Annotated in this window: 8 protein-coding genes; 2 read left to right on the forward strand and 6 right to left on the reverse strand. The window is 69.3% G+C overall.

The features are described 5' to 3' along the window. Positions 1–95: 95 nt before the first annotated feature. The 6 genes from rpoC to rplK form a co-directional block, all read right to left on the reverse strand. Positions 96–4,262 carry a DNA-directed RNA polymerase subunit beta' gene (gene rpoC, locus ACTIFU_RS06395; RefSeq protein WP_439577461.1) on the reverse strand — a complete coding sequence of 1,389 codons (4,167 nt, stop codon included), beginning with the start codon at positions 4,260–4,262 and terminating at the stop codon, positions 96–98. Between the two features lie 89 nt (positions 4,263–4,351). Beyond that, positions 4,352–8,527 (reverse strand): DNA-directed RNA polymerase subunit beta, encoded by a 4,176-nt coding sequence (gene rpoB, locus ACTIFU_RS06400; RefSeq protein WP_439577462.1) that lies wholly within the window; start codon positions 8,525–8,527, stop codon positions 4,352–4,354. Positions 8,528–8,693: 166 nt separating this feature from the next. Further along, positions 8,694–9,071 carry a 50S ribosomal protein L7/L12 gene (gene rplL, locus ACTIFU_RS06405; RefSeq protein ID WP_439577463.1) on the reverse strand — a complete coding sequence of 126 codons (378 nt, stop codon included), beginning with the start codon at positions 9,069–9,071 and terminating at the stop codon, positions 8,694–8,696. 84 nt (positions 9,072–9,155) lie between these two features. Beyond that, positions 9,156–9,674 (reverse strand): 50S ribosomal protein L10, encoded by a 519-nt coding sequence (gene rplJ, locus ACTIFU_RS06410; RefSeq protein ID WP_439577464.1) that lies wholly within the window; start codon positions 9,672–9,674, stop codon positions 9,156–9,158. A 341-nt stretch (positions 9,675–10,015) separates the two neighbouring features. Continuing rightward, the gene (gene rplA / locus ACTIFU_RS06415) at positions 10,016–10,711 is read right to left on the reverse strand and encodes a 50S ribosomal protein L1 (RefSeq protein ID WP_439577465.1); all 696 of its coding nucleotides are present in this window, start codon (positions 10,709–10,711) and stop codon (positions 10,016–10,018) included. 3 nt (positions 10,712–10,714) lie between these two features. Beyond that, positions 10,715–11,149 carry a 50S ribosomal protein L11 gene (gene rplK / locus ACTIFU_RS06420; RefSeq protein WP_439577466.1) on the reverse strand — a complete coding sequence of 145 codons (435 nt, stop codon included), beginning with the start codon at positions 11,147–11,149 and terminating at the stop codon, positions 10,715–10,717. 137 nt (positions 11,150–11,286) lie between these two features. On the opposite strand from rplK, the gene ACTIFU_RS06425 reads away from it, so the two are divergent. Both ACTIFU_RS06425 and ACTIFU_RS06430 read left to right on the forward strand, forming a co-directional pair. Next, the gene (locus ACTIFU_RS06425; RefSeq protein WP_439577467.1) at positions 11,287–12,711 is read left to right on the forward strand and encodes an MDR family MFS transporter; all 1,425 of its coding nucleotides are present in this window, start codon (positions 11,287–11,289) and stop codon (positions 12,709–12,711) included. A gap of 204 nt (positions 12,712–12,915) precedes the next feature. Continuing rightward, a complete protein-coding gene (locus ACTIFU_RS06430) occupies positions 12,916–13,659 on the forward strand; it encodes a hypothetical protein (protein WP_439577468.1) in 744 nt (247 codons plus the stop codon). The last annotated feature ends 58 nt before the right edge of the window (positions 13,660–13,717 follow it).

Below are 13,717 nucleotides of genomic sequence, written 5' to 3' on the forward strand. Positions count from 1 at the left end.
CAGCCCGGGGGGGGGGCGGGGGCCTAACCCCCACCCGCCCCCGCATTGCGCCCGGGCGGGGGGGCCCGGGTTGGCGCCCGCCGGCCCACGCCTCGCTACTCGGCGGCGATCCCCCCGTCGGTGAGCGCCGGCGTCTCGCCGGTGACGGCACGGCCCTTGTCGCGCTGCACCGCGAGCGCCTTGAGCCGCATCATCACGTTGCCCGTGCCCGCCGGGATCAGCCGCCCGACGATCACGTTCTCCTTCAGCCCGGCGAGCGTGTCGATCTTGCCGGCCACCGCCGCCTCGGTGAGCACCCGCGTGGTCTCCTGGAACGACGCCGCCGAGATGAAGCTGTGGGTCTGCAGGCTGGCCTTGGTGATGCCCTGGAGCACCGGGAACGCCTTGGCCGGGCGCTCGTCGGCGGCGACCCGCTTCTCGTTCTCGATGTCGAACTCGATGCGGTCCACCTGCTCGCCGACCAGGAAGGTCGTGTCGCCCGGATCCTCGATCTCCACCTTCTGCAGCATCTGGCGGACGATCACCTCGATGTGCTTGTCGTTGATCTTCACGCCCTGCAGCCGGTAGACGTCCTGGATCTCGTTGACGAGGTAGTTCGCCAGCGCCTCGACGCCCAGCACCTTCAGGATGTCGTGCGGCACGCGCGGCCCGTCGACCAACGGGTCGCCGATCCGCACATAGTCGCCCTCCTGCACCGAGACGTGCTTGCCCTTCGGGATCAGGTACTCGCGCTCCTCGGTGGTCTCGTCGTTCTTCACGACGACGCGGCGCTTGGCCTTGTAGTCCTTGCCGAACTCCACGCGGCCGTCGATCTCGCTGATGATCGCGTGGTCCTTCGGCCGCCGCGCCTCGAACAGCTCGGCCACGCGCGGCAGGCCGCCCGTGATGTCGCGCGTCTTCGAGCTCTCGCGCGGGATGCGCGCGAGCACGTCGCCGGCGTTCACCTTGGCACCGTTCTCGACCGAGAGGATCGAGTCAACCGAGAGGAAGTAGCGGGCCTCCGAGTTGTTCGGCAGCTTGACGATCTCGCCCTTCTCGTCGCGCAGCACGATGCGCGGGCGCAGATCCGCCCCCTTCGCCGCCTGCTTCCAGTCCACCACCACCTTGGACGACAGCCCCGTCGCCTCGTCCACCCGCTCGACGACGGTGATGCCCTCGATCAGGTCCACGTAGTCGACGATGCCCGACCGCTCGGTGATCACCGGCAGGGTGTAGGGGTCCCACTCGGCGAGCTTCTGGCCGCGCGCGACCTGCGCGCCCTCGTCGGACAGCAGCTTCGCGCCGTAGGGCACGCGGTAGCGCGCGCGCTCGCGGCGCTGGTCGTCGAGCAGCACGAGCTCGCAGTTGCGGCTCATGACGATCGGCACGCCCTGGCTGTTCACCACCACGTTGCGGTTCTTCACCGTGACGATGCCGTCGCCGGCCGCCTCGACCTGGCTCTGCTCCGCGCCGCGCTGGGCCGCGCCGCCGATGTGGAAGGTGCGCATCGTCAGCTGCGTGCCCGGCTCGCCGATCGACTGCGCGGCGATCACGCCGACCGCCTCGCCGATGTTCACCGGCGTGCCGCGCGCGAGGTCGCGCCCGTAGCAGGCGCCGCACACGCCGGTGCGGCTGTCGCAGGTCAGCACCGAGCGGATATAGACGCTCTCGACGCCCGCCCGCTCGATCGCGTCCGCCTCGACCTCGCCGATCAGCGTGCCGCGCGGCGCGATCACCGCCCCCGTCACCGGGTCCTGCACGTCCTTCGCCACCGTGCGGCCGAGGATGCGCTCGGACAGCGACGAGACCACCTCGCCGCCGTCGAGCACCGCGCGCACGGTGATGCCGCGCTCGGTGCCGCAATCCTCCTCGATGATGATGCTGTCCTGCGCGACGTCCACCAGGCGGCGCGTCAGGTAGCCGGAGTTGGCGGTCTTGAGCGCGGTGTCGGCGAGCCCCTTGCGCGCGCCGTGCGTCGAGTTGAAGTACTCGAGCACGTTCAGCCCTTCCTTGAAGTTCGAGATGATCGGCGTCTCGATGATCTCGCCCGAGGGCTTCGCCATCAGCCCGCGCATGCCGGCGAGCTGGCGCATCTGCGCCGGCGAGCCGCGCGCGCCCGAATGGCTCATCATCCAGACCGAGTTGATCTGCTTGCCGATCTCGCGCTTCGAGATCTCCTTCATCATCGTCGCAGCGACTTCCTCGGTGCAGCGCGACCAGGCATCGACCACCTTGTTGTAGCGCTCGCCCCAGGTGATCAGCCCGTCCTGGTACTGCTGCTCGAACTCCTTCACCTCGGCCTCGGTCTTGGCGATCAGCCCGCGCTTGTCGGCCGGGATGATCATGTCGTCCTTGCCGAAGCTGATCCCGGCCGTGGCCGCGCTGCGGAAGCCGAGCCCCATCAGCCGGTCGGCGAAGATCACGCTCTCCTTCTGGCCGCAGTGGCGATAGACCGCGTCGATCACGTCCGACACCGCGCGCTTGGTGAGCTGGCGGTTGATCAGCGTGAAGGGCAGGTTCGGATGCTTCGGCAGGATCGCGCCGATCATCATCCGCCCCGGCGTGGTCACCACGCGCTCGATCGTGGTCACCCCGTCACGGTCCATGGTCTCGCGGCGCGTGCGGATCTTGCTGTGCAGCGTGATCGCGCCGGCCGCGAGCGCCTGCTCGATCTCGCCCATGCCGATGAAGGCGGGGGCGGACTCGTCCGGCGTCTCCTCGTACTCCTTGGTCTCGAGGCTCAGGTAGTAGATGCCGAGCACGATGTCCTGGCTCGGCACGATGATCGGCTTGCCGTTCGCCGGGCTGAGGATGTTGTTGGTCGACATCATCAGCACGCGCGCCTCGAGCTGCGCCTCGAGGCTCAGCGGCACGTGCACCGCCATCTGGTCGCCGTCGAAGTCGGCGTTGAAGGCCGTGCAGACCAGCGGATGGAGCTGGATCGCCTTGCCCTCGATCAGCACCGGCTCGAAGGCCTGGATGCCGAGGCGGTGCAGGGTCGGCGCGCGGTTCAGCAGCACCGGATGCTCGCGGATCACCTCCTCGAGGATGTCCCACACCTCGGGACGCTCCTTCTCCACCATCCGCTTGGCGGCCTTGATGGTGGTGGCGAGGTTGTACTTCTCGAGCTTGGAGTAGATGAACGGCTTGAACAGTTCGAGCGCCATCTTCTTCGGCAGCCCGCACTGGTGGAGCCTGAGCTCGGGTCCGACCACGATCACCGACCGGCCCGAGTAGTCCACCCGCTTGCCGAGCAGGTTCTGGCGGAACCGCCCCTGCTTGCCCTTCAGCATGTCGGAGAGCGACTTCAGCGGCCGCTTGTTGGCCCCCGTGATCGCGCGGCCGCGCCGTCCGTTGTCGAACAGCGCATCGACCGCCTCCTGCAGCATGCGCTTCTCGTTGCGCACGATGATGTCGGGCGCGCGCAGCTCGATCAGCCGCTTCAGCCGGTTGTTGCGGTTGATCACGCGACGGTAGAGGTCGTTCAGGTCCGAGGTCGCGAACCGGCCGCCGTCGAGCGGCACCAGCGGACGGAGCTCGGGCGGGATCACCGGCACCACGTCGAGGATCATCCACTCCGGCCGCGCCCCGCTCTCGAGGAACGCCTCGATCAGCTTCAGCCGCTTGACCAGCTTCTTGCGCTTGGCCTCGGAGGTCGTCTCCTTCAGATCGATGCGCAGCCTGGTCTTCTCGGCGGCGAGGTCGATGCCGGCGAGCACGCCCTTGATCGCCTCGGCGCCGATGCCGACCGAGAACGCATCCTCGCCGAACTCGTCGACCTTGGCCTGGTACTGGTCCTCGGAGACGAGCTGGTGCAGCTTCAGGTCGGTCAGCCCCGGCTCGAGCACCATGTAGCTCTCGAAGTAGAGGACCTTCTCGATCTCCTTCAGCGTCATGTCCACAATCAGGCCGATCCGCGAGGGCAGCGACTTCAGGAACCAGATATGCGCCACCGGGCTCGCGAGCTCGATATGCCCCATGCGCTCGCGCCGCACCTTGGCGAGCGTGACCTCGACGCCGCACTTCTCGCAGATGATGCCGCGGAACTTCATCCGCTTGTACTTGCCGCACAGGCACTCGTAGTCCTTGATCGGACCGAAGATGCGCGCGCAGAACAGTCCGTCCCGCTCCGGCTTGAAGGTGCGGTAGTTGATCGTCTCCGGCTTCTTGATCTCGCCGTAGGACCAGGAGCGGATCTGCTCCGGGCTGGCGATCGAGATCTTGATCTGGTCGAAGGTCAGCGCGCCCGACTGCTGGCCCAGGATCTTCATCAGCTCGTTCATGGTCTCAACCTCGCTCCTGCCGGATGCGCCCCGGCACTGCGAACGGAACTCTCAGCTCGGGCGGGCGGCCCCGCGGGGCCGCCGCCGCATCAGGCGCCGCGGTTCTCGAGCTCGACATTCAGCCCGAGCGACTTCAGCTCCTTCACCAGCACGTTGAAGCTCTCGGGAATGCCCGCCTCGAAGCTGTCGTCGCCGCGGACGATCGCCTCGTAGACCTTGGTGCGGCCGGCCACGTCGTCCGACTTCACCGTGAGCATTTCCTGCAGCGTGTAGGCCGCACCGTAGGCTTCGAGCGCCCAGACCTCCATCTCGCCGAAGCGCTGGCCGCCGAACTGCGCCTTGCCACCCAGCGGCTGCTGCGTGACCAGCGAGTACGGCCCGATCGAGCGCGCGTGGATCTTGTCGTCCACCAGGTGGTGCAGCTTCAGCATGTAGATGTAGCCGACCGTCACCTTGCGCTCGAACGGCTCGCCGGTGCGTCCGTCCACCAGCGTCACCTGGCCCGACCGCTCCAGCCCCGCCTTCTCCAGCATCGCCTCGATGTCGTCCATGCGCGCGCCGTCGAACACAGGGGTCGCGATCGGCACGCCCGCGCGCAGATTGCCGGCGAGCTCGGCGAGTTCGCCGACATCCATGTCGGCGATCTGCTCGCGGTAGATCTCGGCGCCGTAGACGTCCTCGAGCTTCTGCTTGAGCGGTGCGAACGCGCCCGACCGCCGCGCCGCATCCAGCGCCTCGCCGATCTGCTGGCCGATTCCCGCGCAGGCCCAGCCCAGATGCGTCTCCAGGATCTGGCCCACGTTCATGCGCGAGGGCACGCCGAGCGGGTTCAGCACGATGTCGACCGGCGTGCCGTCATCGAGGAACGGCATGTCCTCGATCGGCACGACCTTCGACACCACACCCTTGTTGCCGTGGCGCCCGGCCATCTTGTCGCCCGGCTGGAGCTTGCGCTTCACCGCGACGAACACCTTGACCATCTTCATCACGCCGGGCGGCAGCTCGTCGCCGCGCTGGAGCTTCTCGACCTTCGAGAGGAAACGCTGCTCGAGCCGGCGCACCGCCTCGTCGAACTCGCGCTTCAGCTGCTCGATCTCGGCCATGGTGGCGTCGTCGGAGACCACCACGTTGCGCCAGGCACCGCGCGGGATCTCGGCCAGCACCGCCTCGTCGATCTCGGTGCCAGCCTTCAGCCCCTTGTAGCCGGAGCCCGCGACCTTGCCGAGCAGCTTCTCCTTCACGCGGTTCAGGAACGAGCGCTCCTGGATCGCCTTCTCATCGTCGCGGTCCTTGGCAAGGCTCTCGATCTCGGCCCGCTCGATCGCGAGCGCGCGCTCGTCCTTATCGACGCCGCGGCGGGCGAAGACGCGCACATCGACGATCGTGCCGGACACGCCCGGCGGCAGACGCAGGCTGGTGTCGCGCACGTCGGACGCCTTCTCGCCGAAGATCGCGCGCAAGAGCTTCTCCTCCGGCGTCATCGGGCTCTCGCCCTTCGGCGTCACCTTGCCGACCAGGATGTCGCCCGGGCGGACCTCGGCGCCGATATAGACGATGCCGGCCTCGTCGAGGTTCTTCAGCGCCTCCTCGCCGACATTCGGGATGTCGCGCGTGATCTCCTCCTGGCCGAGCTTGGTGTCGCGCGCCATGACCTCGAACTCCTCGATATGGATCGAGGTGAACACGTCATCGCGCACGATCCGCTCGGAGATCAGGATCGAGTCCTCGAAGTTGTAGCCGTTCCAGGGCATGAACGCGACCAGAATGTTCCGGCCAAGCGCCAGCTCGCCGAGCTGGGTCGAGGGCCCATCGGCGATGATGTCGCCGGCCTGCACCGCATCGCCCACGCGCACCAGCGGGCGCTGGTTGATCGAAGTGGACTGGTTCGAGCGCTGGAACTTGCGCAGCCGGTAGATGTCCACGCCCTCGGTCGTGCCGTCCTCGCGGGTCGCGCGCACGACGATGCGCGCACCGTCGATCTGGTCCACCACGCCCTCGCGGCGCGCCATGATCGCGGCACCGGAGTCGCGCGCCACCGGCGCCTCCATGCCGGTGCCGACCAGCGGCGCCTCGGCCTCGATCAGCGGCACTGCCTGGCGCTGCATGTTCGAGCCCATCAGGGCGCGGTTGGCGTCGTCGTTCTCGAGGAACGGAATGAGCGCCGCGGCGACCGAGACGAGCTGCTTCGGGCTCACGTCGATCGCCGTCACCTGGTCGGGCGGCACCATCGCGTAGTCGCCGCCCTTCCGCACGCTGACGAGATCGCCGAGGATCTGCCCGTCGGGGCCGATCGGCACGTCCGCCTGCGCGACGACGAGCTTCTCCTCCTCCATCGCCGAGAGGTAGCGCGGCGCGCCGGGCAGCACCCTGCCGTCCTTCACCATGCGGTAGGGCGTCTCGATGAAGCCGTACTTGTTCACCTGGGCATAGGTGGCGAGCGAGTTGATCAGGCCGATGTTCGGCCCCTCCGGCGTCTCGATCGGGCAGATCCGGCCGTAATGCGTCGGGTGGACGTCGCGCACCTCGAAGCCGGCGCGCTCCCGCGTCAGGCCGCCCGGACCAAGCGCCGAAAGGCGGCGCTTGTGCGTCACCTCGGAGAGCGGGTTGGTCTGGTCCATGAACTGGCTGAGCTGCGAGGAGCCGAAGAACTCGCGCACCGCCGCCGCCGCCGGCTTGGCGTTGATCAGGTCGTGCGGCATCACGGTGTCGATGTCCACGCTCGACATGCGCTCGCGGATCGCGCGCTCCATGCGCAGCAGGCCGACGCGGTACTGGTTCTCCATCAGCTCGCCCACGGAACGGACGCGCCGGTTGCCCAGGTTGTCGATGTCGTCGATCTGCCCGCGCCCGTCCTTGAGCTCGTGCAGCGTCTTCACCACCGCGAGGATGTCGGCCTTGCGCAGCGTGCGCACGGTGTCCGGCACCGCCTCGGCCGGGAAGCCGAGCCGCATGTTCATCTTCACCCGCCCGACCGCGGAGAGGTCGTAGCGCTCGGGGTCGAAGAACAGGCCGCGGAACAGCGTCTCGGCGGTCTCCGGCGTCGGCGGCTCGCCCGGGCGCATCACCCGGTAGATGTCGAGGATCGCCTCGTCGCGGTTGGAGTTCTTGTCGAGCGTCAGCGTGTTGCGCAGCCACGGCCCCGTCTGCTGGTCGATCGCCAGCGTGGCCAGGGTGTCGAAGCCGGACTCCTCGATCGCGGCGAGCTTCGGCTCGGTGATCTCCTCGCCGGCCTCCAGGTAGATCTCGCCGGTCTCCGGATTGACCATGTCCTCGGCGGCGAACCGGCCGAGCAGATCGGCACGCCCGACCAGCACCTCGGTGGTGCCGGCCTCGGCGATCTTGCGCGCGGTACGCGGGGTGAGCTTGGCGCCGGCCTCGGCCACCACCTGGCCGGTCCTGGCATCGACCAGCGCGTCGAACAGCTTCACGCCGCGGAACGCGTCGGGGTCGAAGGCGCGGCTCCAGCCCTTGGGGCCGCGCGTGAACGCCACCCGTCCGTAGAACACCGTGAGGATCTCCTCGGCGTCCATGCCGCGCACCTCGGCGGTCTCCACCGCCTCGCCGGCGGCCTCGCGCGCGGCGCGCAACGCCTCCGTGCCCGCACTCTCGAGCGCGTAGAGCAGCGTCGTCACCGGCAGCTTGCGGCGCCGGTCGATGCGCACATAGAGGATGTCCTTGGCGTCGAACTCGAAGTCGAGCCACGAGCCGCGATAGGGGATCACGCGCGCGGCGAACAGGTACTTGCCCGAGGAGTGCGTCTTGCCCTTGTCGTGGTCGAAGAACACGCCGGGGGAACGATGCATCTGCGAGACGATGACCCGCTCGGTGCCGTTGACGATGAAGGTGCCGTTGTCCGTCATGAGCGGCATGTCGCCCATGTAGACGTCCTGCTCCTTGATGTCGCGGATCGAGCGCGCGCCGGTGTCCTCGTCGACGTCCCAGACGATCAGGCGCAGCCGCACCTTCAGCGGCGCGGCATAGGTCATGCCGCGCGCCATGCACTCCTCGACGTCGTATTTGGGGTCCTCGAACTCGTACTGGACGAATTCGAGCCGGCCGCGGCCGGCGAAGTCGTCGATCGGGAAGACGCCCTTGAACACCTCCTGCAGCCCGGCATGGACACGGCCATCCGGCTTCACGTGCATCTGCAGGAAGCCCTCGTAGGAGGCGCGCTGGACCTCGATCAGGTTCGGCATCGGCGCCACCTCGGGGATACGCCCGAAGCTGCGGCGGATACGCTTCCTGCCCGTGAACGAACCGATCATCGACCTGCCCCCATGCTGGCTGGAGCCGGAACACCCGGAATGGTGGACCCTGCCCGGCCGATCCGGCGGCCGGTTCCGCAAACGACGACGACCGGGCGGAGGAGGGTCACCCCCGCCCGGCGCCGGATGGCGGCCGAGGCCGCCCTATGCGCTTGGTCGCGTCCGCTCACTTGATCTCGACGGTCGCGCCCTGCTCCTCGAGCATCTTCCTGATCTTGTCCGCCTCGTCCTTGGTCACGCCGGCCTTCACTTCCTTCGGCGCGCCCTCGACGAGATCCTTGGCCTCCTTCAGGCCGAGCCCCGTGATCGTGCGGATCTCCTTGATCACGTTGATCTTCTTCTCGCCGGTCTTGGCCAGGATGACGGTGAACTCGGTCTGCGCCTCGGCCGCCGGGGCCGCCGCCGCGCCCGGGGCTGCCGCCGCCACCGCCACCGGGGCCGCCGCCGACACACCCCACTTCTCCTCGAGCATCTTCGAGAGCTCGGCGGCCTCGATCACCGTCAGCGTCGAGAGCTCGTCCACCAGCTTCGCCAGATCAGCCATCGTCTCAGTCCTCGCATCTTGCGGTTGGGTCTTCTGCTCGCAACCCGGACCATCCGGGCCGCGCATCACGTGTTCGGAAGGCCCTCAGGCCGCCTCGTCCTTCCTCGCATAGGCACCGATCACGCGGGCCACCTGGCCGGCCGGGGCCGCGAGCACGCTCGCGATCCGTGTGGCCGGGGTCTTGATCATGCCGATCAGCCTTGCGCGGAGCTCGTCGAGCGAGGGCAGCTCCGCGAGCGCCTTCACCCCGTCCGCGTTCAGCGTCTGGGTGCCGAGCGCACCCCCGACAATCACAAGCTTCTCGTTGGCCTTGGCGAACGTCACGACGGTCCTGGCCGCCGCCACCGGATCGGTCGACCACGCGAGCGCGGTCGGACCCGTCAGCATCGGCGCAATCCCGTCGAACCGGGTGCCCTGAAGGGCGAGACTGGCCAGACGGTTCTTCGCGACCCGGAAGGTCGCCCCGGCATCCCGCATCCGTGCGCGCAGGTCGGACACCTCCGCCACCGTCAGCCCCGCATTGCGGGTGACGACGACGATCGACGTCTCCTGGAACACGGCAGCGAGCGAGGCAACGACCTCCCGCTTCTCCGTACGGTCCACGTCCCGTCTCCATCGCTTCGGCCCGGGACCATCCCGGGCCGAACTGCCCATGGACCATCCGCCTTCCGGACAGCGCCGGCGGCCAGATGGCCCGGTTCGCCTGTCCAGACGCAGAAGACCGAACCGCGATGCCGGCCCCCGCCGCCCCTTGCCGGTGCGACGGACGCCCTCCTCGCAATCCGTTCCTCCTGTCTACCGCCTGCGAGCCTTCCGGCCCCTCAGGGGGAGCGCCGCAACGCCGCCCCACACGCGGTCTCGGACAGGGTGCGGTGCGGCGATAGCCTGCCGTCCCGCGTTTCCCGCCCCCGGTTTCCCGGCGGCGGAACTCGTGTGCCGCGCCGTCAGACCGACAGCGAGGCGGGATCGATCTTCACGCCGGGCCCCATCGTCGAGGAGAGCGCGACCTTCTTGATGTAGGTCCCCTTCGCCCCGGCGGGCTTGGCCTTGGCGATCGCGTCGATGAAGGCGCGTGCGTTCTCGGCGAGCTTCTCCTCGGGGAACGAGGCCTTGCCGATCCCGGCATGGACGAGCCCGGCCTTCTCGGCGCGGAACTCGACCTGGCCGGCCTTGGCGGCCTGCACCGCGCCCTTCACGTCCATCGTCACCGTGCCGAGCTTCGGGTTCGGCATCAGCCCGCGCGGGCCCAGCACCTTCCCGAGCCGGCCGACGAGCGCCATCATGTCCGGCGTCGCGATGCAGCGGTCGAAGTCCATCTTGCCGCCCTGCACCGCCTCCGCGAGGTCCTCGGCGCCGACCACGTCCGCGCCGGCCGCCCTCGCCTCCTCGGCCTTGGCGCCCTTGGCGAACACGGCGACGCGCAGCGTCTTGCCGGTGCCGTTGGGCAGGGACGTCATGCCGCGCACGTTCTGGTCGGCGTGACGCGGGTCGATGCCGAGATTCATCGAGATCTCGACCGTCTCGTCGAACTTGGCCTTGGCGTTCTGCTTGACGATGCGCACCGCCTCCTCGAGCGGGTAGGCCTTCTGCGCGTCGAAGCCCTTGTAGAGCGCCGAAAGGCGCTTGCCACGATCGGCCATCGCTCAGCCCTCCACCACTTCGAGGCCCATGGACCGCGCGGAGCCGGCGAGCATGCGCATCGCCGCCTCCTCGTCATAGGCGTTCATGTCCTTCATCTTGACCTTGGCGATCTCGCGCAGCTGCGCGGTCGTCACCTTGCCGATCTTGGCGCCCTTGCCCGGCGCGGTTGACCCCTTCTCGAGCTTGGCGGCGCGCAGCAGGAAATGCGTGTTCGGCGGGGTCTTGGTGACGAAGGTGAAGCTGCGGTCGGCATAGGCCGTGATCACGACGGGCGTGGGCGTGCCCGGCTCGATCGCCTGGGTTGCCGCATTGAACTCCTTGCAGAACTGCATGATGTTGAGGCCGCGCTGACCGAGCGCGGGACCCACCGGCGGGGACGGGTTCGCCTTCCCAGCCGGGATCTGCAGCTTGATGTACCCGACGATCTTCTTCGCCATCTCTCACCCCTGGTTCCAGGGGGCCGCGGTGCCAGCGGGATGCGCGCAAACGCACCCCTCCCGCGTCCCGTTGTCTGCGAGCGGGCCGGTATAGGCGTGCTGGCGGAAACTGTCCAGCCCCGAATGCGCGTCTGTCAATGCCCTTGACGAGGGTCAGCCCCGACGACCCGGCGCCCTCGCGCCCGCCGCGGCTGACCGCGCTGGTGGTCGCCGCCGCCCTGTTCATGCAGAACATGGACAGCACGGTGATCGCGACCGCCCTGCCGGCGATCGCGGCCGGGTTCGGCTCCGACGTGGTGACGCTGTCGCTGGCGCTCACCGCCTACATGCTGAGCCTGGCGGTGTTCATCCCGGCCTCGGGGTGGCTGGCGGACCGGTTCGGCGCGCGGCGGGTGTTCCAGGCCGCGATCGTCGTGTTCACGGTCGGCTCGGCCCTGTGCGGGCTCGCGCCGACGCTGGCCTTCCTGGTGGCGGCGCGGGTCGTGCAGGGCATGGGCGGGGCGCTGATGGTGCCGGTGGGGCGGCTGGTGCTGCTGCGCTCGGTGCCGAAGAGCCAGCTGGTCAGCGCCATGGCCTGGCTGAGCATCCCGGCGTTGATGGGGCCGCTGCTCGGCCCGCCGGTGGGGGGCCTGATCGTCACGCATGCGTCGTGGCGCTGGATCTTCGCGCTGAACATCCCGGTCGGGCTGATCGGGCTGGTGCTGGCGACCCGCGTGATCCCGGAGACCCGCGGCACGGCGAGCCGGCGGCTGGACGGGCCGGGGTTGGCGCTGTCGGGGCTGGCGCTGGCCGGGATCATCCTGGGCGGCGAGTTGCTGACCAAGCCGGTGCTGGGGGTGCCGGCGGGCCTCGGCGTGCTGGCGGTCGGGCTGACGGCGGGCGCGGTCTATCTGCGCCATGCGCAGCGGAGTGCGCGGCCGGTGCTGGACCTGCGGCTGCTGTCGGTGCCGAGCTTCGGGCTGTCGGTGGCGGCTGGGACGCTGTTCCGCATCGGCGTGGGCGCGATTCCGTTCCTGTTGCCGAGCATGATCCAGATGGGGTTCGGGTGGAGTGCGGCCGAGGCGGGTTTGATCACCTTCTCGGCGAGCGTGGGCGCGATCGCGATGAAGATGGCCGCGGCGCCGCTGTTGCGCCGGTTCGGCTTCCGCCGGCTGCTGGTGCTGAACGGGGCGCTGTCGGCGGCCTCGATCGGGGCGATGGGGCTGATGGGCGCGGCGTGGCCGGTCTGGGCGATGCATCTGATGCTGGCGGTGGGCGGGTTCTTTCGCAGCTTGCAGTTCACCGCCTTCAACACGGTGGCGTTCGCCGACATCCGGCGGCATCGGACGGCGGATGCGACGGGGTTCTACAGCACGGCGCAGCAGGTGTCGTTGACGTTGGGGGTGGTGGCGGCGGCCGGGGCGTTGGAGACGGCGATGCGCGTGTCGGGGCATGCGGTGCCGGGGGCGGGCGATTTCTCGGCGGCGTTCTTCGCGGTGACGCTGGTGGCGGTGCTGGCGGTGCCGGTGTGTCTGCGCCTGCCGGCGGACGCGGGGGACGTGATGGCGGGGCGGGGTGGGTAAATGGGATAGGGGGTTTGGGGGGACGGGCCAATGGCCCTTCCCCCCAAGGGGTTGGTCTTGATGCTGAGGGGCAGGGCCGCAAGGCCCTTCCCCTCAAACTCCCCATCCCTGGACCTCAGGCGCGGGATGTCGGGGCGTTTCGGCGGCTTGCTGCCGAGCCGAGAGAGGATGCTACAAGGAATGAGACACTCCGGAGGAGGGGTCATGCCGGAAGAGGGTGGCGGGGCGGTGCGGTTCCGCTTCGTGGCCGAGGGCATCAGCCTGTCCCGGCTGCCGCTTCACCGCACAACCGAGTATCTGGAGCTGCTCGCGGACCTGCTCGGCCGCGTGCCCGAGGTGCATCTCGTCTCCGTCGCCGAGGGCTCCTTGGCGGTGCTGGCGGAAGCCGAGCCGGCGGTGGCGGCCAGCCTGCGTGGCCGACTGCACGATGCGATGCGTCCGGACGGCGGCGGGCCGCGCGCGGCGTGGGAACGGCTGGATGCTGCGCTCGCGAAGGATCAGGCCCACGCCACGTTGCAGGAAGAGACCGAAGGCGGGGTCGTCATCGCGTTCCCTGGCGTGCGGGCGGGGGTCGGGGCGGCGGTGCCGTTCTGGCAGCCGGACGAATTGCGCGGACGCCTGGTGCGTCTCGGCGGCCGCCGGGAAGACAAGAGCGGACAGGTGGAGAACGCGGCCGGGCTGTCCGCCTTCCGCTGCGGTGAGGGGCTTGCGCGCGCGCTGCGCGCGCATCTGTTCGAGACGGTCGCCCTGCATGGCCGCGGGCGGTGGCAGCGCGACGCGTTCGGCCGCTGGCGCCGCCTGGATTTCGAAGCGACCGGGTTCGCGCCGCTGCGCGACGACGGCATTGCCGCGGTCTGGCAGGACATCGCCGGCGCCGGCGGCCTTGGGCTGAGGCCCGAGGATGAGGGTGACCCGGCCCAGGCGCTCGCCCGGCTCCGGGCCTCATGACGCGGCGTGTCGTTTTCGATACGTCGTTCCTGGCGCCGTTTCTCGATCCGACCACGCC

The sequence above is a fragment of the Elioraea sp. genome, from assembly GCF_051860475.1.
GTDB lineage: Bacteria > Pseudomonadota > Alphaproteobacteria > Acetobacterales > Acetobacteraceae > Elioraea.